Origin of the sequence: Massilia sp. LjRoot122, assembly GCF_964252725.1 — a bacterium.
In the GTDB taxonomy this organism is placed as follows: Bacteria; Pseudomonadota; Gammaproteobacteria; order Burkholderiales; family Burkholderiaceae_D; genus Telluria.
This window is the reverse complement of sequence record NZ_CAXUPB020000001.1, coordinates 864,970-887,591: the sequence shown is the minus strand read 5'-3', so window position 1 is coordinate 887,591 and position 22,622 is coordinate 864,970. Positions and strand designations below refer to the sequence as shown.

Sequence of the window (22,622 nt, the reverse complement as noted above, 5' to 3'; positions counted from 1 at the left end):
CATTGCTACGTACGAATCGCCGGCGCTGGCCAAGATCACACCGGCGTGGCGACACCGGTATGCACCAGCGCGTTCAGATGGTCGTCGAGCATTCGCGGCACGTCGCCGCCCGAAACCAGCAGTCCGGCTTCCATGTTGCGTTCCATGGCGTACCGGGTGAGATTGGCGCTCGTGACGAAACAAACCAGCCCATCGGCCACGGCGACCTTGGCGTGGACGCGTCCGTCGTCGAACTCGTCCGTCTTATCCTGCCATGCATACAGGCGCGCGCTGGGCACGAGGTCCCTCAATCTGCCGATCGCGTCCGTGGAGATACTACCGCCGTGCTCGCGTGAAGACTCCAGCAGCATCGCGATTGCCACGCCGCGTGCGCTCGCAGTGTTGAGGGCGACGACGATGGTCGACACGTCGTAGGCGACGAAGCTCGTGATGAACAACCTGACGCGTGCCGAACCGATCACCTGCAACAATGCCTGCTCCGTCCGTCTCGTCGAGACGAAGGGCGTGGTCGGTCCGGTCCAAACGAGCTCGACGGATTGCTGGCGCGTCATCGCGGTGGCTACATGACTAGCGGCGAGAAGCATGGAAGCCAGTTCGTCGGCTCCAATCGTGGTATCGCGCCATGCCGCGACGACGCGTGCGACGACTTCTGCGGCAGGATGTGTGAGAAGAAGCCTGGACCAGGTTTGGTCGGCGCGGTCCGGATCGGTCTGACGGATCCGCATTGCAATCGCCTCGACTTTTTCCGGCGAGACCAATCTAGCCAAGGCAGTGACTGCTTCTAGGAGTGCTTCCATTCAAATGCGACCGAAAAACGCGGCGTCACTGCAATCGAGCGTGGGTACGAGCAGCGAGCGGTCCAGATAGCGGTTGCCCTGTTCGCACGAGGTCTCGGCCACCAGGGAACAGGCGTGACAGGCTGCCGCATGTAAGGAGCGATCCTCGCCGGGATCGTGTTCGGCACAGAGCGGGTCCGACGAGCAGATCTTGGCGCGCTGAAGTGCTTGTTTGAGCAGGCGGCCGAGGTTCTCCGGCTTGCCCAATTCGACCAGTCCGCCCAGCGTCCCATCCGAATCTGCCGCTGCGGTGTAAATCAAGATACCTGCTTGCGGATGCGGTCCCGAGGTGTTGGCGTAGACACGCTCCCGGATGCTCGCCGCGTTGTATCCGCATTCCAGCGCCAGCTCCCGAATCAACAGATGTGAGAGCGTATGGAGCATGGCGTAACGGACCCCTGGGTAGCCAACCTCCGAGTCGAGCCGACGCGCATTGCGCCAGCCGCGGTGCCCTCGCTCGAGCTTTCGATCGATCCGCTCGACTCCGGGGAGCGAGGCCCACCGCGCAAGCCCTTCTTCTTGGAATTGGATGAAGATGCCTTCCCCGTGGACCTGGGTCGCGGGAATCCATTCCGGCTTATGGTTCGCGAGCCCCGCCATTTGCCGGCGTTCGTCCGGTGCGCGTGCCTCGTCGGGCGGTTCGACTCGAGTGAAGCCCAACAAGGCGTTGACCTCGCGCAGTCGCTCCAGTAGCAGGACTCTGCCGACATGCCGCTCGAAACAGAGCGGCGTGTCGACTACCTTGCTCATGAAGTGTGGGTACTCCGTCGGCGGAGCGCTTGCCGTCAACACGATCCATTCGGGTCCCTTGACGTCTGTGTCGTCCGCGGGAACCTGTTTGACACCGTTGCGGTGAGCCTCGATCGCGGCCCAGACCGCCGCTGCCGAGTGGCAGTCGATGCCCGGCAGTGCGCCAGTCTTCTTGAGCGTCTTGATCGTCGTTGCGACCTCGTTCTCGGATTCGACGTCTTCGAAGAAATCCCAGCCATCAAGGATCAGCTGACTGAGCGTATCCTCGGCTTGCGGTATGGCGAGCGTCGATAGCGTGACGGGGAACCAACTGTTTGTCGAACCCAACAAGACGGGGCGCGCGTCTTCGCCGCAGGCGTCGTCGAAACGGTCGAGATGCGGATGCCTGCCTCGACAACTGGGCAGATTCTCGCTGCCGACTTTACCGAATGCGTTAGCCATGCTACGTGACGCACCGCACCCATCACATTTGACCCATAGATTCTCCGTCTGCAACGATGCGCCGCTCTCGAAGAAGCGTAACGTCCCAGTGCAAAGCTGGTTACCCCGGTGAACGAAATACCGCCATGGAAAGTCGTCGAGGTGCCCGGCCGGACATGCCAACAAGAAACGTGCTGGAACCGCGTCGGCGTCGCGCGCTGGCATCTCGTTCTTGGAACCACGACAGCCCTTGTGGACGAACCGCGTGCGCTCCGGTCGATAGCGATTTTCCTTGATTTCGAGGAGTCCATCGTCAACCGGCGACAGCAGACCGCATTTCACGCAACGCATCCAGCGGGGAAACGGACGGACCGGGACACCGATGCATGCTTCTGCCGACCACGGATCAACTAGTTCGCCTTTTTGGAAGGGCGGCATGCGTAAATCTTCCACTTGCGGCCCGAGACGTTTTCGAACCGCGGCGAGCAGGCGTGGTTCCGGTATTGGCTGACAGCGGTCGCGCTCCCACTGGTCGATGCCCATGGTGACCACAGACAGGTTGGGGAGGTCGATCAGCGCGCCGGGCCCGTTTGTCCACAATAATTGACTCGGGCGGACTTCGCCGACCGGGGTCCGATCATTCATCTACACTCCTTTTCGTCGATGGCGGACGGACTTGCCAGGCAGAGCCATCCTCGACGTTTCCATTTTTCATGATCAGCCTTACGCCGGGCTCGACTTCGCGCATCGACATTGGTACCGTCCAGTCGTGCCAAGGGCGGTTCCCGGGCGCCTCGATCAATCGGACCATGGTCGCCGAGTCGGAGCCGCGCTTTTCGTAGCCGAGTGTCCTGCCGGGGACACGCGCATTCTTGGCCCAGTCATCCGCGCGTTTCTTGGAAGCGCGCTCGACCAGATCCTTGATGGTGGAGGCCTCGCTCACGTTCCAGGCGCGGCGCACCAGGACATCGATCGCCTTGACCATCGCCGGCGCGTCCGGCTCGTGCAGCTCTGCCGCCCCGACGTTCGGGCTGAACGTGTCATCAGCAATGCGCATCAGGCTCACGAGCGCGCCGGTCAGACCACGGTCCAGGGCGCGGGGCGAGAACGGCGTCACCGATTGCGCCTCGACGTGCTTGTAGAACGTCGCGTGGTAATGCTCGAAGGTCTCATAATGGGAGAGGTCGCGCGGACGTGCCCAGGCGAGGACCGTACAGACCAGTCCGGGATGGGCACGTCCGACACGGCTAGTGGCCTGGATGTATTCAGCCGTGCCCTTGGGTTGTCCATTGACCGCCATTACGCCCAGACGATTCACGTCCACGCCGACCGACAGCATGTTGGTCGCGAGCACCACGTCGATCGCGCGGGCCTCCCCCTCGTTCCACTTCGCCACGAACCTGCCCGTATTCGGATCGACGGCTGCCTTGAATTTGACCTCAAGGTCGTCGAGGTACTTCGGAATGTCCTGGCTGGAGACACGCGAGGTCAGCTCACGGATGTCGCCGACCCTGCGCTGGGCCAGCGCTGGGCGTTCGACCATACTCATCCGGACTCGATAGGAACGGGTCTGCACGTCGTCCTCGGCCAGACGGCGCATTCCGCCCAGCTCCCGTAGCGAATTGAAATAGCCGACCAAGGTCATGTACGGGTCCGCGCGCTCGCCGAAACGATCGAATAGGGCTTGGCCTGCAGTCAACAAGGCCGTATACACGCGAATCAAGGTGGCGGGGCGCGAGGCACCAGGTGAACAAATGCCCAGGTAACGGCGGCCGGGTCGTTCCACGATCGGTCGTTGTACCGAGAAGTAGTTGTCGTCTACGTCCAGACCGTGCGGCGGAAATACCGATACCTGCCGCATGAATACACTGTAGACCTGCTCCCCGGCCTTACGCACCGTCGCCGTGGACGCGACGATCTTCGGTTTGACGGTCTTGCCGTCGAGCACCCAGCCGCACAGCTCGTCGACGGTCGATTCGTATAAGCCAACCATCGTCCCCAGTGGACCGCTGATGAGGTGGAATTCGTCCTGGATCACGAGGTCAGGCGGGCGCAGCGGCGCGACCTTCCTGGTTTTCACCGCTGCCAGTCCCTTCTCGGCCGGATGCACGCCGTCACAACAGTCCTCGCCACGCCACAGCAGACCGTGGCGATCACATTCCCGACTCACGCGGCCGAACAACGTGCGGATCTGGCCTCGCCAAGCCATCATGGCGAACTTGTCCACGGTGGCGATCATCATCGTGGGCGGCCGATGATAGATTTCCTCGTCGACCGTCAAGACGGGGATGCCGGGATGCGGCAGGTCGCTGGAGCGGGCGCGTGAGAACGCGCAACTGCCTTTCTTGTCGCCGCAGTAGATCACGGTACGGCTACGTTCCCTGTCCACGACCACATCTTTGGCTGGATCGATCCGGGAACCACACCAGGGACAACTGGTCAATTGCAGGGGCGAGCAGACGTTCGCCTTGTGTCGGCTCGCGTCGCGCATGTTGCGCACCGCGTGATAACTCTCCTCCGTGGTTCCTGGAGTTATCTTGTTGCCAACCCAGAGACCGATCGTGAACGGCAACTTGCCGAGCGAGGTGTCGCCCTGCACCAGGGCGTCACGGCGCAGCTTTTCCATCGCACAGACGAGCGCAGTGGCGCGCTGGAACTGCTGCAGCGTCAACAGACGCAGGGTGTAGCGCATGATCACGGCGAGGCCGCGCGATCCGTCGTATCCGCCCAGGTTGCCTTGAAGACGGCGGATCGCCATCGTGAACGCCGCCACTCCGAGGTAGGCCTCGGTCTTGCCACCACCGGTGGGAAACCACAGCAGATCGGCATGGGCATCGACCGGCCGTACCCGATCCGGATGCATCGGATCGGCGATTGCGGGGATCGACAGCAACAGGAACGCCAATTGGAACGGGCGCCAGCTCCGGTTCCTCGGCAGGTCGAATTGATCGAGACTGACGTCGCGGCCGCGCCGCATCTCAAGTGCATACAGACTACGCACCCGCTGAGTCGCCATCGCCCGGTTGGCGAAGCGGAACGCCGCCAGAGCTCTGGGGTCACCCTCGAGAGTCTCGACGCCCTGCCGCAAGCGTATTCGGATCTCGTCACAACGCTCGAGCGCCTGATTCGCTGGCACGTCGTACCCGACCACGTCCGTGCCGATGCGGGTGCTTTGCTCGGCGATCCAGGCCGCGTAATCGTCGACCAGTACGCTCAGCGCCCGAACCAGTTCGGTCGCCTCCAGCGACGCAAGCCGCTGCATGTCCAGTAGACCGCTCTCGACCATCGCCCGCATTGCCGGACGGTCGACCGGGTCGAGGCCCGGCGTCTCGGTCACCTGTACCTCGTATTGCGGCATGACGGTGGTACGTACCTCGGTGGCCAGCGTGACGTCGTCCGCGGTTATCGCATGTACGGCGACTCCGTGTCCCACCGCGAACTCGACGCGGCTGCGATAGATCATCTCCAGCGTCTCGCGCTCATGATCCGAACCCCCATCTTCCGCCACCGGACGGCGGCGGAAGATGGTTTTCTCAGCCACCTGCGCGTCGGCACGCACGACGAGTTCTGGCTGGAACAGCCAGGCCGTGTCGCCATCGTCCACCTGAGCGTTGACGAGGAACAGCGTCACCAGCCGGTCCCCACGTTCGTTCTCGGCGCGCACGGAGCCCTGTATTCGCACCGCTGGACGCTCCGGGTCTGGTGCCTTGGGTGCCACCGGGCCTTCGCCCAAGAGCAGGAGCAGCGTTCCGCCGCAGGGGATGCGTCGCCAGACCTTGGCCTTCTGCCCATTCGACCGGACAGCCGTGTGTTCCGCCTCGGGAAGACGTTCGTAAGCACCCCAACGCGCCTCGACTTCGATCTGCTCGACGGCGCCATGCACGCAAAAAGTCATCCCGAAACTGCTGGGTACGAGGGACTGGCTGGCGGCCGTGTCGATCTCGTCGGCCGCATCGGATTCCGCGTCCACCCGCCCGCTCACCGTCCCAAATCCGCTTCCCGGCTCGTCTCGACCGGGCACGATGGGGTCGTCCGGTTCCTCATCCGCGACTGGAGACGCTTTGAACTCTCCGCTGCCAGCGGCCGCCACCTGGCGTGGCGCAAGCTTGCCCACTAGATAGCGGTCACGCACGCTCATGTCGACGATGTGCTCGCGCGGCCCGCCGGCCGGGCCGAGCAGGTCGTCGACCACCGCCAATTGGAGCAGCTCGCGGACGTAGGCGGGATCCTCGATCAAGGGCACCTCGTCGACCGTCTTGCTCAGGCTGGAATACGATGCGGCGACGAACGTGTCCCATGGGAGCCTGCCGACGTCACTCGTGGCAGATACGGCTGAAGAGACCGCCGCTATTTTTGTCGGCGTTTCGACGATCGCCATCCGATCGAACATGATCGTCGTAGTGATGTAATCGGAACGGATCCGTGCTACACGGCCGACGCGTGCGATCGCTACGGTGTCGTCCACTACGAGTATCCAGTCGTCCTCGGCGACACTCGGATGGTGAGATCGTTCCCCTCGTAAGACCACGACGTAGCGCGCCAGTCGGACATCGGCGCACAGACCGTGGTCGACGACGATCCACGCGTTACGTGCGGCGTCCGCCGGCATCGAATCACTTCCCATCATCGGTCTCCATACAAATCGGCTTGGTCCGGACGCGGCTTGTTGAGGCGGGTGAGCGATTCGACGTCACGATGAGGGACTACGCGGGCAATGCTCTCGGCATCTTCCGTCAGTCCGTATGCCACCGTCAGTCTGCCCTCCGCGTCGAGGTCCCGCGCCTCGCCCGAGGTCGGATTCAGCTCGATGAATCGGAACTGCCTCGGCCCACCCGGTCGTTGTCCGATCACTTGGATGAGTCGACGCTGCGCCTGCTCAATCGCCTCCCGATACAGCGCACACCTCGCTCCGCCACCGGTGACGAAGATCGGCAAGCCCTCGCGCCATGCGGGGCTGGACGGTTCGCCTCGCGTGTTGGTGCGAGTCGTGTCGACGACGCCGACGATACGGTTCGTCACCTTCGTCATGAATCCCTGGTCTACTGCCATGATCTCGTCGGCAGACTTTCCGTTGCGCTCGCCGAATAGATCGGCCGCCTCGACGGGTGTCGCGTCGTTCCAGCAAAGCTCGAGGCCGAGCTGCGCATACCGGTTGTGGCGCAAATGGTGGGTCCCGAGAGGCACTACCGCGGAGAAGAAGATCGGGATGCGCGGCATGGCCGTTCGGTCGTTGCTCATCACGACGTTGAACGTGGCGACGTCGAGGGTGGCTGCACCGACGTCGATCAGCGCATGCAAGCCCGGGCTCGCTTGCGAAGACGACAGATACCCTGCGATCTGTGCCACGAACTCGGGCACGACCACTGGCTCGCACTCCAGACCGACATCGACGGGTTGGTTCTGCCATGCGGCCTCGATGTCGGACTCGTGGAGGTGTTCCCATGCCGCGGCTTGCCATGCAGTGCGGACGATGCGATGGAACGCTGCTACGATGGCCGGATCGTCGTGCGGTTTGGTCGGGCAGCCCATGTTCAATTCCCAACATAGCGAACGCCCGACCAGCTTTCGACCGATCTCTGTCTTTCGGTACAAGAATGCCCTCGCGTAGCGGATGACCAGAGCCAGATAGGCTACGGTAGCCGTCGGACACCGGTCCAGTCCCTTGCTCTCGATGATCGGAAGCTTCAGATTGGCCTGGATCTGGCCGGCGTCGTCCCGTTGCCAACGATACTCGCCGTCCTCTCCACGAACCACGACGTCGGGTACCACGTAGCGCTCCGCCTCTGCAGCACCAGCTGTGACGCCCGACCATTCGACGGGGACCAGGTCGACGCCGGCTCGGATCGCCACTTTCGTAAATGCCGTCCCGAAATCGATCCCCATCCGGACGATCATGCGGGCCGCCCTGCCCTTGTCGTGTTCGGGATGTTGCAGCGATCGACCGACGTCTGCCCACTCTGGCATGGCTAAGGGGCAGCCAGCGTCGATGTTGGGGCTGAAGGGCACCAGCGCGCCATGGTCGAGACGCGAGGACGGCGCAGTGCAAAGCGGGGCCTCGCGACGAAGGCCACTGTCGCGTCGAGTACCAGCGGTCGATGCAGAGGGATACGCAGTCGCAGATCCCGGGTTCGATCGCGCAGGGCTCTCCGGTTTGGGGGGGACGGCAGCCAACCAGGATGCTGGCGGCTGGAATGCGCCATGCGGCGCCACCCGATCAGCACTCTTGCCGTGACTCGGCTTGCGCAGTGCGGCTCTGATATCGCCCAACTGCTCCTTCAAACTCTTCATGTGCGTCCTCCCGCTGGCATCACGTCCACGAACAACACACAGACGTCGCGTGAGTCGGCCGAAAAAGCTTGGCTCTTGCGTGTCAACGTCGCTCGACGAGTCTCTATCCTGGCAAAAAAGTCCTGCATGTTCTTGCGTTCTGCGTTTGCCAGGCCCTTACGGCGCTTGCCGTCCGCGCTGGATCCGTATAGGGATGCGTTGAACTCATGGTTGGCGATACGTTTCTCGAAGCCTTCCCGTTTCTTGCGGATGTGGTCATCTAAGAGCTGCGAGAGTACGTCGGCGCGGTCGCGATTCTCGCGCGACTTCTCGTCCTTGACGGCGCGGTATCGATCTCGAAGCATTGCTTCGCAGCGTTCCGCCGCGGTGGCGACGTCATCCGGCTCGCTATCGACAGCCACTGTCGGCCAATCGCTTCCTGAACGCCTGATTGCATCGAGTAGCGCCTCGGCCTGGACGTCGTCAAGTGCAGTATCCCCGCCGATCGGTACGGCGGCGAGCAGTAGGTGCTCTTCATCCTTGACGCCGGAGAAGTTGGCTAACCTGGCCATCAGCACATGAGGTCCTACGGGTACGCCGTCGATGACGACTTTCGCCGCGTACAACGGGAAGCGATCTTCGTCTCCTTCCACCTTGCGCGTCAAGAACCGCACGATCGGATGGAAACGATGGATGATCTCCTCGCCGCCTCGAGTTTTGTCGGTGATCTTGTCCGTGAAGCGGCAGCGCCGGAGCTGGCCCGAAGCCAGTCCAGTCTTCCCGACGAGGTTTTCCTGTCGAACGAACTCGTCCAACTCGGCGGCGAAGTCGGGACTCAAGCCGATGTCGAACAAATCGGGATCGCCATGTGCGGCGACAAACCGGCAGCCGGGAGCGTTTCTGAGGCATCCATCGACGTAACGGATCAGGTCATGGCGTGTCACGATCTTGCCGTCGCCGCGCGCCGTCTCGATTTGCGCCAGCAACTGCTGACCATGGGCCACCAACTGGATCGCCTCTCGTTCCAGTTCCTCCTGCGCGCGCTTGGCATTCTCGATCGCTAGGGCGACCTCCTCGATCAAACGCGCCTCCTCCTCGGCTGTCAAATGTTTCGACAACAGGACGTCCTCCAGCTTCCTGACCTGTCCCAGGATCTCCTCAGTGCCGCCCAAGGTGCTCTCGAACACACCGATCCGCTTGGCCAATCTGGTGAGTATGAGCGCGTCGATTGTATTCTTGTGGACGAAGTTCCATACCATGATGCGCTTGGAGCATTGTCCGATGCGATCAATACGGCCGATACGCTGCTCGATGCGCATCGGATTCCATGGCAGATCGTAATTGACGACCAGACGGCAGAATTGCAGGTCCACGCCTTCGGCCGCGACGTCGGTACACACCAATACCCGGCAATTGCGGTCGTCGCGGAATGCGGCGACGATGGCATCCTTGTCGAAACCAGCCCCACCCATCAACAATCCGGCTTCCACGTTTTCTGCGGAGAGTCTTTCGACGAGATAGCGCGCTGTGCCGCGGAACGTGGTGAATACGATCGCCTTGGAATCGCGGTCTTCGGCCATGAATCGCTTGAAGGCGGCGGCCAGCTTTCCAAACTTCGAGTCATTCCTGCTCAGGTCACCGAACTGGAATCGTGGCAGTGTACGGTTTGCCAGCCAACGTTTCAGGCCCGACGTCTTCTCGGCCAGTCTATCCTCGTCGTCGTCGATCTCGTCCAGCGTCACCGCCATGGCATCGGGGTCTAGCCCATCGTCCCCCCAGGTCCGCAACAAGGCGGCTGGGCTGGACGCCACCATGCGCTGCGGTGTGGACAGCAAGAATCCATGCTCTATACCGTGAGCCAACGCATACTCACGCGTCCCTTCGGTAATCGCCTTATAGAGGTCCTCTTCGACGGGCGCCATGTCCGCCTCGAACACCAGCGCATCCCGCAACACGCGTTCCGATTGCACTTCCCTCTTACGGGTGCGGCTGACGATATGTGCAAGCAAGTTGAGTCGTTCGAGTCGGGCCGCGACGTCGATCCGTCGCGCGTTCGTCCAAACCTCGATGGCTTCGACCTCCTCGATCAGGCGTGCAACGCGCTCGGATCGCTCGAACCAGCGCGACGACTCGATTTCACGGATCGCCGACATGATGCGGGTGGGGCTACTATGCGGATCGCGCACCACTTCGCTGGCGGCGATCACCGGGCGATTCGCCTGGACCACGTTACGAAAGTCGTCGGGGTGCTCGAAATGGTCGGGATCGAGCAAGCGCAGGACATTGAACAGGTCATCCGAACCAAGATTGATTGGCGTGGCCGACAGCATCAACTGATGCGTACTGACGTCCCGCAACAGACTCCCGGTGCGCCATGCCCCAGTGTCCTGATTGCGCATATAGTGCGCCTCGTCGAAGATCACCAGATCCAACAGCGGTTCCTGCTCGGCATGCCGGTAGAGTAGATCCGCGAGACGAGCTCGCACCGAGCGTTTGGGCATGTCACCATCCGACGAGTCCCAGTCGCTTGGCGCCCGAACGCCCTGGTAGCTGACGATCCAAGCACGTTCCCGATGCTCGCTCGCGTCGAGCTCCCGATGCAAGGTCTCTGCGTCGACCACTTGTGCGTCCAGGCCAAATCGCGACGAGAGTTCGAAGCGCCACTTCTCGCGGAGCATCGCAGGGCACACCACTAGCAGCCGGCGCATATCGTAACGGGCGCGTAATTCGGTCCAGATCAGTCCCGCCTCGATCGTCTTGCCCAGACCGACTTCGTCTGCGATCAGCAGACCGTTGACGGGGGATTCCAATAGAGTCAACAGCGGTTTGTATTGATGCGCGTAGAAATCGGTCTGCGTCAACCCCATCGCATAAACGACGTTCGATAGCCTGCCAGAGAGATGGATATGGGTCAGCAATCGACGTAGATCGTCGACGCGTCCATAGCGCCCTTCACGAATCAGCTCCAGAGGATCGTCGCCCCCTGCGTCGACCCCAATCAACTCCTCCTCGTAATGCCAGTCCAAGCGGCCATTCCAGTTGACGCGATGCTGATGACCAGACGCGCGCGCACGGGTCTGGTCGGTGACCGTCCCGATCTTGGCGGGGTCATCGACATGGCGGACGAGTTGTCCTGGATTCCACAGCATGTTCAGCATTCCTCTTCGTCGAATCGGTATCGGCTTCGGCCCGCGCGCGTCGACCACGGCCGGACGCACATGTGACGAATGGAGCAGTCTTTGGCGATCATCGCGACGACCCGAGTCGATAGTCTTCGCCGCGGTGGTGATGCAGTGTTTCCGGAGGCGCCAGCAAACACATGGACGAAGCCACGCCAATTGGCCCGGTGTCGAGGTGACTGCTGTGAATTCGCATCACGAATGTTTGATATCTTTGAGACAACCCTGATTGTAGTCAGGAATCATGTAATTTGCTATAGCATTTGGTACAAAATTCGACAGTTGCATGACTTATGGAATGGGTGGCAACACGCTCATCCTTCTCCAGATTGCAGCGTTCGCCGGCTAGCGCATCCTTGATCCGAAAGGTAGTGACAACAAGTGACAAACTTCGTCGTGAGGACTCAAAATCACGCGCCATCGGCCGTCACACGTGCCAGTCCCTTGGACATAGAGGTGCGGAATACCGACGCTAGGTCGTCATTGCGGAATCGGCAATGCCAAGAGCGCCTAACGATTCTCCGAAGGCTGCATTGCGTCGCCTCGCCGTACTGGCGTACTGTCTTCAACGATGCACCGTGTCCTCGGGGTTCTGTTAGGCGCTCGGAGGCGTATTCGTAGGCGTTCGGTCGCCATCATCGTTACGCTCCAGTCCGCATCGTGGGACTTCGATCGTCAGAGTGACTTCCTATTTGCGATGAAGCATCGCATTGCTTCGTGTATACTTTCGTCACCTGATCCATTCCCTACGCACATCTCGTAACCAGGCTTTAGGTTACTTCGACTCACCCGACTCACATACATGGGCTCGGGCTCCTATTTGAATCAAACAAAGTCTTCATGAAAATCGTCGGTCTTTTTAGTGGGATTGGTGGTCTGGAACTCCCCTTCCAGCGAAGAGGCGCACATACCGAACTGCTCTGCGATGTATGGGAAGCCTCGCGTCAGGTGCTTCAGCACCGCTTTCCCGATGTTCCCATCGCGGAGGACGTAGCGACATTGGCATCTCTGCCCAGTGACATCGATGTTGTGACTGCAGGTTTCCCTTGTACGGATCTGTCTCAGGCAGGGCGCACGGCTGGCATTGGTGGCAACGAATCCGGTTTGGTAGCACACGTATTCCGTCTACTCCAAAGTCGAAACATCGAATGGCTGATCTTGGAAAACGTACGCAACATGCTCGTCCTCGACAAAGGCAAGGCGATGCATTACTTGACACATCAACTCGAAGGACTGGGATTTCGGTGGGCCTACCGCGTGGTGGATTCGCGGTTCTCTGGAGTACCGCAGCGTCGCCACCGGGTGCTCCTGGTCGCGTCCCGTCATCACGATCCCAGGCGCGTCCTGTTTGCCGACGATGCCGGTGAGCCCGATGAGGCTACACGCCGCGGCGACGCCTTCGGTTTCTATTGGACCGAAGGACTGACCGGCGTTGGTTGGGCCCGCGATGCGATACCTCCTGTTAAAGGCGGGTCCAAGGTCGGCATTCCTTCCCCTCCCGCGATCTGGATACCGGATGCCGCACCTGGTCGACGTATCGTGACTTGTTCGATCGAGGACACCGAGGCTCTCCAAGGATTCGAGCGCGGCTGGACCGCACCCGCACAGACGGGGGCACGCAACGGCCCTCGTTGGAAGCTGGTCGGTAACGCGGTGACGGTGGGTGTGGCCGACTGGCTGGTCGGTCGCATCTACGAGCCAGGAGACGTGTGTGTGCCAACTACGCCTTTGGAAGCCGGCGCCAGCTGGCCGGAGGCCGCGTATGGCGATGCGGGCCGTGTATGGCGAGTCCACGCGTCTCATTGGCCTGTCCATGGCTCCTATCGTCATCTGCTGGATGTCATCACGCATGCCGACTTGCGTCCGCTGTCGCGACGTGCCAGTGCCGGATTTCTGGAAAGGACACGTCGTTCACGCCTGAAATTCGACCCAAGTTTCATTGCCGATATTGAACAACACGTTATACTTGCGGGAAGTTAATCTGCAATGCGCGTAGAGGCGTGATCGGCTGGGTCACCCATGGCGAAGGAGGATGCATGCAATGGTGTGACCTGATCCCATCCAAAGACATCGAGAGTGCGCTAGGCGATCCTGATGAGCGGACTAGCGCCGATACACAGATAAAAAAGAAAGAGTGGAGCAAGCAGTTCGCCGATCGCTGCGCGCGGGTCATCGCCAAGGAACTGCGCCGCCCGATTCTCTCTAAGAAGCGAGTGCTGCCAGACCCGACTACCGGAACGGAACTCCTGGTTCCCTTGGGCGCGGGGACATCGAAACGAATCGACGTCACTGTCGCGGACCCGTTATTGGGTCTCGAGATCGGTGTATCGCTGAAGGGCTTGAACTTCAGGGATGAAAAGGGCCGAAACTACGATAAGAATCTGACGGGACGTCTCTATGAATTGGCCGACGAAGTCCGATTGGTTCATGAGTACCTGCCGCGGGCCTTGATGGTGGGTGTCTTCTTTCTTCCACTCGGGAGCACCAACGACAAATCGAAGGGCATATCGTCGTTCGCCAAGACCGTCGTGAAACTGCGTGAACGTTCCGGACGACAGGACCCGACGTTGGTCGGACAAGCGTCTCGCTGTGACATGGCGTTCGTCGGCTTGTATTCCGTAGATGAGCCTGGCTATCCACGTGGCTTGCTACGCTTTTTCGACGTTCGAAACAATCCTCCCAGGCGTGGGCGCCCCTTGATCGAAGATACACTCAGCTTGAAGGAAATGGTGGACATGATCGTTGCCAGGGCAATCTTCGCGGAGGGTCTCTCATGGGGGACTGCCGAGGCGGACCACGCGACCGATGCACCGCCATCCGAAGCACGTGTCTTCAGTTTCGACGAGATGGAAGAAATCGCTGCTTCCGCAGATGAAGAGGGGCAACTGGCGGCCGCTTGATGTTAGAGCGCTTGACCATCACTCCGACTTCAAATCGATGTCACCTATTCGCGCCTCATCCAAAGAAGCCAGCAAGCGGATGTCGAAAGTTCGGCAGACCGGGACTGCGGCAGAGATCGCGATCCGCCAGGAGCTGTTCCGTCGCGGCCTACGTTACCGGATAAATTTCAAGGTATCGATAACGCCGCGTCGAGTCGCGGACATCGTGTTTCCTCGGCAAAAGATCGCTGTTTTCGTGGATGGCTGTTTTTGGCACGGCTGTCCAGTCCACGCCACTTGGCCGAAAAACAACGCCGAATTTTGGCGCGCCAAGATTGAAACAAATCGTCTACGCGACGACGACACGAATCGACTGCTTCGGCAGATCGGATGGACCGTACTTCGGTTCTGGGAGCATGTCGAAGCCGGTGCTGCGGCGGACGTCATCGAGCAGCACGTTACCGCAGCCAAATCGCGGCGGCAATGCTAGGCACCGAGTTTCCCCATCGGAACCAGCGAGGCGCATAGATACGACCGAGAGGAAGTTAGTCGGCTAACCGATCTGAAGCACATTACGAAGATCGACCGCATTGCCGACGCGATGGCAACGTGGCTATGAGTTGAATGTTATAGCGCGCTCAGTAAGATAGAGCTACATTCGTCGGACGCGTTGGAAATAATCGTAGAGAGCGACAACATGCACATTCGCGGGTTGACAGACCATCAACAAAGCATTGGAGATTATGATGAGCCAAGCACAAGAACGACGACGAGCAGAAGTATGGGAGTCACAGCATAAGGAAAGCCACGAGAGATCAATCTCTGAGTTGAGAGAGCTCAAAAAGCAGATCGATTCGATGAACCAGTCTTCGGATGCTTACAAAGCTCTGAAGGCAACGTATGACAGCCAATACGCTGCTGCCGAAGCATTCTTTGTGAAATATTACGAGTCCTAATCGTGTGCTGACAATCTGCACCTTGAAAATCTATGGTCCCCTCCTTTTTGCAAGCTGATTTTTGTATGATGTAGTTGGCTTGCTCAAATCTATCCGGCGTCATGTTGGAGACTTGCTCCGCGCCACGATGAGAGTTCGCGCCTGATGGGTCCTAAAAAAGCCCGCGGCCTCGTGAGCCGATTTTTATGCCAGTGACCCGTCCTGAAATAGGTTGACACTTCCAGGAGTGTTGACATGGACAAGAGGGAAAAGCGGACGCAGCGCGATTACACGCTGGCTTTTAAGCTGGCGGTAGTTGATGAGGTAGAAAAAGGCGAGCTGACGTACAAGCAGGCGCAAAAGCGCTACGGGATCCAGGGGCGCTCGACGGTCTTGGTCTGGTTGCGTAAGCACGGACGGCAGGATTGGGGTAGCCTGAGCATGTTAGGCCGACGCAGGAGTGATCCCGTGAGCAAGCAGACAATGCCCCAAACGCCGGAGCAGCGCATCAAGGAACTGGAAACGCAGCTCGAGGAAGCGAATCAAAAGGCTCAGCTTTTCGAAGCGATGCTGGAAGTAATCCGTACGGAATACGGGGTCAAACTGCCAAAAAAGCATTCCGGCGAGTCATCGAGCAAAAGAAGGTAGCCGGCTTGAGTCTCGCCCGAGCTTGCAAATTTTTCGGTTGTAGCCGTCAGGCGTACTACCAGCAGGTCAAGTCTGAAACGGACTTGCATGAGCGCGATGAGAAGGTCGTGGAGCTGGTGCGGGAAGTCAGGCGGCGCCAGCCCAGGATTGGCGTGCGAAAACTGCATCACATGCTGCGTCGGCGTCTGGCAGCCAAGGACATCAAACTGGGCCGCGACGGTATGTTCGCCACCCTCAAACGAGCACACTTGCTCGTCCCAAAAGCGCGTGCCTACCACAAGACCACCGACAGCTTCCATCGGTTCTACAAGCATCCGAACTTGCTCAAGCCCGGAATGGACACAGCTGACGTTCACCGTCCGGAGCAGGTCTGGGTAGCCGACATCACCTATGTCCCGACGCGTGAGCGATGCGTCTATCTGAGCTTGGTGACCGACGCTTACTCACGCAAGATTGTTGGCTACCACGTCCACGCGAGCTTGCAGACCGAAGAGGTAGCCGAGGCGTTCAAGATGGCCTTGCACTCGAGGCGAAGCTGTCTCCCGTTGATCCACCACTCTGACCGCGGCATCCAGTACTGTGCGGGTACCTATCAGGCCTTGCATGCCAAACATGGCACTACTTGCTCAATGACCGATGGGTACGACTGCTATCAGAATGCGCTGGCTGAACGCATCAATGGCATCTTGAAAACCGAGTTCCTCTTGCACCGCCCTCATGACTTGGCGGAAGCAAAGCGTATGGTTGCACAGTCAGTGGCAATCTATAACCGAGAACGACCGCACCAAGCCCTGAAATACAAAACGCCCGATGAGATTCACCGGGCGTTATGAGGACAGGAAGGAACAGTTTTTGGAACTTATAACTGTCAACCTATTCCAGGACTAGTCAGAGCGGAACCGTCAACGGCCAAGGTGACGAAGCTAACATTCCGCAGTCCCACCTGAGCTTCAGAACCTTCACTTCACCACAAGCATGTGCACAACAATTGAATCGCACCGAGCAGTACGCACTTTAGTACGCACCCCCAACGCGCGAAGGCTCGATGCGTACTTTTAAATCGCTCAATTGCTGTTGCGGCTTTCTCTTGAACAAGCGTGCGATAAGCCGGCCCTGAAGACAGTCAGTTGGCGTCAATTGCGGATTCAAGCGCGTCTTCCTCGTTATCATCAGGACTAGCGACCTGCCCCTGCATCAAGTCGAAGACGAACTGGGCGGCATCATGGCTGTTGAACCGCACCAGATTTTCAACCTGTCCAAGAAAATCGAATCTGTCTCCGATCGTCCGTTTCAGGCCGACTACATCCTGCAGCCGCTTGATGTCACTCACAAAATCGACAACAACGACTTTGTCCTTGCCTGATACGGTACGCAGGCCACGCCCCAACTGCTGGAAGAAGATGCGCCTGCTGTGCGTCATCCTCATAAAGCCGAGCATGTCTACGTTTGGAACATCTACACCCTCATTGAAAATATCGACCGTAGTGACGGCGTTAAGTTGTCCGCGCCTGAACTGGGACATGACTCGCCCGCGAACTGCCGTCGGCATCGTTGAGGTCACCGCAGCGGCGTGAAATCCGACCAGGCGAAGCGTTGCTGCGAACAAGCGTGCCTCGTCGACGGTAGGGCAAAATACCACCATCTGCCGCCGGTTCTCCTGTGCAAACACCTGCGCCAGCGTACGTGCAGCCTGCATGTCTTGGACGGGAATGATGTGCTGAGCTTGCACCTTGCGCGGCTGTCGGTGGAGAGCAAGACGATCAAGATCCTCGGCCATCAGCCGGTAATCGATTTTGCTCAGATAGCCCCGCTTGATGCCCTGAGCGATATCGATCCGGACCACAGGTTTACCAAGCATCTGGTCAATGTCATAACTGTCGCCTCGCCATGGCGTAGCGGTCCCGCCCCCAAGCATGGGCGGATCGATCTGCGCGATCAGATCCCGGTATGTGCTGGCGCCGATATGATGCGCTTCATCGACCCAGACCAGCCCAAACCGCGGCAGGTTCCACATCTGGGCTTCAGCACTCTGGACGGTTGCAAATGTGACGCCATCCCAGAATACAGGTGCCTCGCCGCCACAAAGCAGATGGGTTGGTATATCCTTCGGCAGTTGCTGCCAGAAGGCCTGCTGCAACTGGCCGATCAGTTCGATCTTGTCGGCAAGTACTAGAACGCGGCCGTGTGCGACTTGGCCGTCTCGCCATAGCCCGGCAGTCGTCTCGGCCATGATGACGGATTTACCCAAGCCCGTCGCAAGGACGATCTGGGCGCGCCCCGTGTCCTGCAAAGCCGCACGAATCCTGGCCGTGCAGCGTGCCTGGTATGGACGCATGATCTGCCGCGTTGGCGCGTACTGCGGACTCGACTCGGCCATTCCTGCCAGAACTGCGCGCGGCATTTGTTCAATGTAGACCCCGAGCTTTTCCCAGCGGTTGATAGCAATGATCATTGCCCGGCTGAATGGCTGGGAGGCCGCTATCGCAAGCCGATCGGCTTCATAGTAGCGTGCCGCAGCCACGACCTCATCGACAGCGCTGGCTCCGCTCAGGCACTGCGAGCGGAACTTGCACTGGACGACCCATAACTTGCCATGCTTGATGCCGAGGACATCGGCTCCATGATCACCCGACCCACCCACGATCCGAACATCGGTAAATCCGTGTTGAAGCAGCAGACGGGCGACATCGCGCTCGAACGCACTCCACGAACCGTACGTCAGGCGGCGCCCATCCAGAAACAGGCCACCCATGGCATTTCAACCCGGCGTCAAGAGACGAAGTGACAGGGCTGCGCGAATCAAGGCGTTGCGATCCTGGCGCGCCAGGTCGCCAGGTGACTTGGCGGCAAGCCACGCAGCATCAGCAAGGTAACTGTCGAACTGTTCGGATAATGCCTGCCGAGCGGCGTTGTTGACCCTGGCGCTGCCAAGGTTGAGACCCTCATATGGACGCCGCCAGTAATTCCCGTCGAAGAAAAGCTCCGGGTGCCGCCCCACGAAAAACCGGATGGTGTCGTGTTCAGCATGGCCGAGGAACTGGCCGTTTGCGATAAATTCGGAAGTGTCGCAAATCCCGATCGCGGCCGCGCGCCTGCGAATGGTGTCGCGCTCGTCCTGGTCGAGTTCCTCGAATAGCTCTGCCAGTTCCCTTGCATCAGCCTTGCCAGCGATCGACACGGCGATCTTGTAGATCGACTCTTTCGCAATGGACACAAGGTGACCGTATTCGAGGGCGCTTTCGCCAGCATATGCCAGACGAAAGTCAGCCAGTACCTGCGCAAACGTCACGTGGTGGCGCTGCTGTTGCTCTAGGAACGTGTACGCCTTCATAGCCAGCTCGGCGAGCAGGGCGTCCAGCGCAGTCATTGTCATCGACTGAAAAATCCGGTGTCCGAGGTCAACCAGGAACAGATGATCTCCCGGCGACATGACTGACGCGATCAAGGCCCACGGCGCATTGGTGGGAAGGTCCGGATCCTCTGCTGTCACGGAGAAGGCAGCGACACCGAAATCCATGTCAATCAGGCGATGATGATATTTGCCGCTCAGCCCAGGCAATGTTTTCCGGTGCGAGGTCGGTCGGGGCGGGGCTTCAGCAACCACTTCAAGCCGCACATGGCTGGCATCCCTATCACGCCGGGCCGCGCTGGCATCGCGCTCGAGGAAGGCGGGCGGCGGCAGGTTGGGGTCGGCCCGCGCGCCCGTCGCAGCTTCCAGCTCGCGGTCTTGCCGCTCCACCAGCTCGAACCATTTTTCGTCGGACTGGTAGTCAGGGTCGCCGCGGTAGAACAAGTCGGCCATCGCCGCAGCCAGCTTATAGTCCTTCACCGCCAGCACCTGTCCCCACGGAGTTGGGGGTTTGGGTTCGTTGCGCCGAAATGCCTGGAACAGCCGGTAGAGAGGCGCCTGCGACGGGCCGTATCCGAGCTTGCGGGCGATGTTTGGCCTTAGTGGACCATCACCCCGAACCATCGTCAGCATTTCTGCCCATGCCGGGTCACTCCTTTCGAACCTGTCCTTTGTAAAAGTGACGGCACCATGATCGATGTTCACCACCCCGATGATACGGCCCCGATTGCGCATGTCATCAACGGGGTATTCCTGCTCCGACTTGTCATCGTCGCGCCACATGAACAGATCCTTATTCTGGGATTCGATGACGCGGCCGTTCCTCACGAGATCAATACCGTATTTTTCGGGATGAATGAACCGCTGGATTCCGACCCATCCATACAGCCGTCGCTGTATCTGACGAATATCATGGGTCTGGCCGCATTGCGGGCACATGTCGTCGCCATCGAACGTCAGCAGGCAATCGGGACAGTACTGGCGTGGAGGCAGTGGGATTTCGAAACGCTCCACTGCATGCACGTTGCCCATGCGGTCGACCGAGACGGTGCGACTCTCGTCCCACGTGCAGTATTTCCGTGGCGCGACCGGCACCCTGTTGACCTCCAGCTCGAACGGATGTTCGGCGTCGAGTAGCAAGGGCGCGTAGATCCGTGCCAACTCGTTACGCACGCTCTGGATGTTGGTCGCTTTCGAGAAGTATGCGCGGTGCACGATACGCAGTCGTTTTATGCGGATCTCGGTGCCATGCATGGCAGGATCAGATTTCACACGGGTTAGGCCCGGGGCCAAAAAGCTGTTACGGCTGATTAATTCGCCAAAGTCGATGCGCACCCCGATCCAATGGTCGTCGCCGGCGCGCGTGGTATACACCTCTGTGACCAGACCCAGACGGGAAGTTGCGGTATTGAATCCGACACCGAACATCCCCAAGTGGTCATTAGCGTGGTTGCTGCTCCACCCCGCACGAACTGCATGTTCAAGCTCGTCAGCCGACATGCCAGGCCCGTTGTCCTGGACGGTAATGCAGGCCTCGGCATGATCGGCTGTAGGCAGCGTGATCTTGATCTGGCACTGCTCGAAGGAATGGCCGTCGCGAATCGCCTCCTTGAATTTGTCGATCGGATTGTCGATCAGCTCTCCAAGGCACTGGAACTGCTCGATCGGTAGCTCGCCAAGGCGCTCGAGAAGGCGGGGAGTAGGAGTGATGTTGAAATGCCTTTGTTCCGTCACGGTAAGCCTCCTGTCATCAAGCCCGGCCGTCTCGGATGTGCAGCGCCATCGAACAGCCCCAACTAATCAGGATAGACGGTGATCCAACTTTGGCAATCTGTTCTGATAGGCCGATAGAGCGGCGGGAGGATTAGCATGACTGTCCGGACGAGATGTCGTTCAGACTCATTGTGCTCCGGAATCTTCTTAAAGGATTTTCGACCTCGTAATATGATCAGCATTGAACGGGCGAGGTTGTCTACTCGGCCGCCATGCACGCTGCCCAAGTCATCCTCGGTAGGATTGGCAATTTTATAGATTTCCGAACCACGAAGTACGATGGAGCGCAGATGACGGCTGCGGCATTGGGCGCATGCTTGACGCCGCAAGCAAGGTCGCGTCCGGGTATCCCGCAGCTCGCAACAACGAAGACAGACCTTCACCGTGAAACGGAGAGTCGGAGTATTGCAACAGCGGCAGGCCTTGTTGCGCTTCAGGCCATGTTAGGTCCGGCGTGCAACGCGGTTCTACGATGACCGTCTTTCCGGTCTGGCCTCTGGCCTTAGGTTTCCCATCCTCAAGCAGAGAACCATCTCCCCTATGTCGGCAACCAACTACCAGAGTGCCTCCGCGGTCATGTCCGTAGAGTGGCGGCCCATGGCGTCGATCCTCTCGCGCTTCCTTCTTAAAGAGCGCATAGAAAACGCGACTGCGGCGAAGGGACGGCAGCAGTTCGGCTACGGTTCCCGGCAGTCCGCCGTCCCGCAGGATCCATTGCGTTGCGGCGCAAGGACGCACTCAGGTGGACCGTGCCAGTCCCACTCGTCCACGGAGCGAAGCGCTGCCGGATGCACGGGGGCATCAGTCCTATTTCAACTATTCATGTGAGTTTGCAGCCGAGCACCCGAGCAATGAGGTGCGGATGGTGGAAGATCTCAACATGGCATTTCTACATCAACATCAGTCACATCCAAACACTGAGGCCGTGCGCGGCAAGCCAGCGGGGGATGGGCAACGCTACAAAGCCTTTGGCAATAGCTGGGTTGTACCAATAGTACGCTGGATCGGGCGACCGGAGCCCAGCTCTGCGCCGTGGTCGATTTGGGCTGCGCTCCGTGCAACCGCGCCGAGAAGCTGCAATGAAGGGCTGAGCAAGCGGTTTCATCTGCAGCCACGGATTGCTCCAAGTCAATGACGCGGCACTGGCCCAGTCGCAGCGCCCGGAGAATTCCACGCCAAGAGTATCGCCGGAGGAGGCATAACGCCGCGATCAGGTGGGCTGAGTGTCAGCCCACGCGTACGCGCGCTGTTCAGCGTCAGCGTTTGCCTCTTCCTCCGAACCCCGGATGACTTTGGCGTCTCGGTCTTCTATATGGACGAGTGCCCCCGAGGCATCTCGCACGGTAAATGTGCTGTAGAACTGGCCATCGTACGCCGGTTTAGCGACCAAGTCGATATGGTATCCCTTGTAGGCGCGGACGATATGAATGCGGCTCATAAACCCTCCCGTATGTATGGAAGGGTAATCGTAGCATGATGCGCATGTCAGCTTTTAAGCCAGGGAGAACGCTTCATCGCAAGACGCCGATGCCCCGAGGTAGCGAGTTCAAGACCCCGGCCGCCGGCGCCGGACTGCTGCGAGTCGA

Annotated in this window: 11 protein-coding genes and 1 pseudogene; 5 read left to right on the top strand and 7 right to left on the bottom strand. The window is 59.8% G+C overall.

Annotation, left to right across the window (positions count from 1 at the left end; genetic code table 11):
• Nucleotides 1-35 precede the first annotated feature (35 nt).
• The 5 genes from drmC to drmD are packed head-to-tail and all read right to left on the bottom strand — an operon-like array spanning nt 36 to nt 11,431.
• Nucleotides 36-797: a DISARM system phospholipase D-like protein DrmC gene (drmC, locus tag ACSQ25_RS03875; protein WP_436104392.1), complete on the bottom strand. Its 762-nt coding sequence runs from the start codon at nt 795-797 to the stop codon at nt 36-38.
• Nucleotides 798-2,651 carry a DrmB family protein gene (gene drmB, locus ACSQ25_RS03870; RefSeq protein ID WP_436104391.1) on the bottom strand — a complete coding sequence of 618 codons (1,854 nt, stop codon included), beginning with the start codon at nt 2,649-2,651 and terminating at the stop codon, nt 798-800.
• Nucleotides 2,644-6,633 carry a DISARM system helicase DrmA gene (gene drmA, locus ACSQ25_RS03865; protein WP_436104390.1) on the bottom strand — a complete coding sequence of 1,330 codons (3,990 nt, stop codon included), beginning with the start codon at nt 6,631-6,633 and terminating at the stop codon, nt 2,644-2,646. The genes drmB and drmA overlap by 8 nt, the downstream gene beginning before the upstream one ends.
• Complete coding sequence (locus tag ACSQ25_RS03860) at nt 6,630-8,294, bottom strand: hypothetical protein (RefSeq protein WP_436104389.1); 1,665 nt, start codon at nt 8,292-8,294, stop codon at nt 6,630-6,632. Before ACSQ25_RS03860 ends, drmA begins: the two co-directional genes overlap by 4 nt.
• Entirely contained in the window at nt 8,291-11,431 is a 3,141-nt protein-coding gene (gene drmD, locus ACSQ25_RS03855; protein ID WP_436104388.1) for a DISARM system SNF2-like helicase DrmD, read from the bottom strand. Before drmD ends, ACSQ25_RS03860 begins: the two co-directional genes overlap by 4 nt.
• Nucleotides 11,432-12,292: 861 nt before the next feature.
• Here drmD and ACSQ25_RS03850 point away from each other — a divergent pair.
• The 5 genes and pseudogenes from ACSQ25_RS03850 to ACSQ25_RS03830 all read left to right on the top strand — a co-directional run bounded on the left by ACSQ25_RS03850 (nt 12,293) and on the right by ACSQ25_RS03830 (nt 16,802).
• Nucleotides 12,293-13,432 (top strand): DNA cytosine methyltransferase, encoded by a 1,140-nt coding sequence (locus ACSQ25_RS03850; protein WP_436104387.1) that lies wholly within the window; start codon nt 12,293-12,295, stop codon nt 13,430-13,432.
• Nucleotides 13,433-13,488: 56 nt separating this feature from the next.
• Nucleotides 13,489-14,352 carry a hypothetical protein gene (locus ACSQ25_RS03845; RefSeq protein ID WP_436104386.1) on the top strand — a complete coding sequence of 288 codons (864 nt, stop codon included), beginning with the start codon at nt 13,489-13,491 and terminating at the stop codon, nt 14,350-14,352.
• Nucleotides 14,353-14,389: 37 nt separating this feature from the next.
• Nucleotides 14,390-14,821: a very short patch repair endonuclease gene (locus ACSQ25_RS03840; RefSeq protein WP_436104385.1), complete on the top strand. Its 432-nt coding sequence runs from the start codon at nt 14,390-14,392 to the stop codon at nt 14,819-14,821.
• A gap of 253 nt (nt 14,822-15,074) precedes the next feature.
• Nucleotides 15,075-15,287 carry a hypothetical protein gene (locus ACSQ25_RS03835; protein ID WP_436104384.1) on the top strand — a complete coding sequence of 71 codons (213 nt, stop codon included), beginning with the start codon at nt 15,075-15,077 and terminating at the stop codon, nt 15,285-15,287.
• A 234-nt stretch (nt 15,288-15,521) separates the two neighbouring features.
• Nucleotides 15,522-16,802 (top strand): annotated as a pseudogene (locus ACSQ25_RS03830) (IS3 family transposase).
• 235 nt (nt 16,803-17,037) lie between these two features.
• Here the strand turns inward: ACSQ25_RS03830 and ACSQ25_RS03825 are convergent.
• Entirely contained in the window at nt 17,038-18,666 is a 1,629-nt protein-coding gene (locus tag ACSQ25_RS03825; protein ID WP_436104383.1) for a DEAD/DEAH box helicase family protein, read from the bottom strand.
• Nucleotides 18,667-18,672: 6 nt separating this feature from the next.
• Nucleotides 18,673-20,997 (bottom strand): ATP-binding protein, encoded by a 2,325-nt coding sequence (locus ACSQ25_RS03820; RefSeq protein WP_436104382.1) that lies wholly within the window; start codon nt 20,995-20,997, stop codon nt 18,673-18,675.
• Nucleotides 20,998-22,622: the final 1,625 nt, after the last annotated feature.

Excerpts from the sequence above, each read along its gene's own strand:
- drmC (WP_436104392.1), bottom strand. The coding sequence starts at position 797 with ATGGAAGCACTCCTAGAAGCAGTCACTGCCTTGGCTAGATTGGTCTCG.
- drmB (WP_436104391.1), bottom strand. The coding sequence starts at position 2,651 with ATGAATGATCGGACCCCGGTCGGCGAAGTCCGCCCGAGTCAATTATTG.
- drmA (WP_436104390.1), bottom strand. The coding sequence starts at position 6,633 with ATGATGGGAAGTGATTCGATGCCGGCGGACGCCGCACGTAACGCGTGG.
- ACSQ25_RS03860 (WP_436104389.1), bottom strand. The coding sequence starts at position 8,294 with ATGAAGAGTTTGAAGGAGCAGTTGGGCGATATCAGAGCCGCACTGCGC.
- drmD (WP_436104388.1), bottom strand. The coding sequence starts at position 11,431 with ATGCTGAACATGCTGTGGAATCCAGGACAACTCGTCCGCCATGTCGAT.
- ACSQ25_RS03850 (WP_436104387.1), top strand. The coding sequence starts at position 12,293 with ATGAAAATCGTCGGTCTTTTTAGTGGGATTGGTGGTCTGGAACTCCCC.
- ACSQ25_RS03845 (WP_436104386.1), top strand. The coding sequence starts at position 13,489 with ATGCAATGGTGTGACCTGATCCCATCCAAAGACATCGAGAGTGCGCTA.
- ACSQ25_RS03840 (WP_436104385.1), top strand. The coding sequence starts at position 14,390 with ATGTCACCTATTCGCGCCTCATCCAAAGAAGCCAGCAAGCGGATGTCG.
- ACSQ25_RS03835 (WP_436104384.1), top strand. The coding sequence starts at position 15,075 with ATGATGAGCCAAGCACAAGAACGACGACGAGCAGAAGTATGGGAGTCA.
- ACSQ25_RS03825 (WP_436104383.1), bottom strand. The coding sequence starts at position 18,666 with ATGGGTGGCCTGTTTCTGGATGGGCGCCGCCTGACGTACGGTTCGTGG.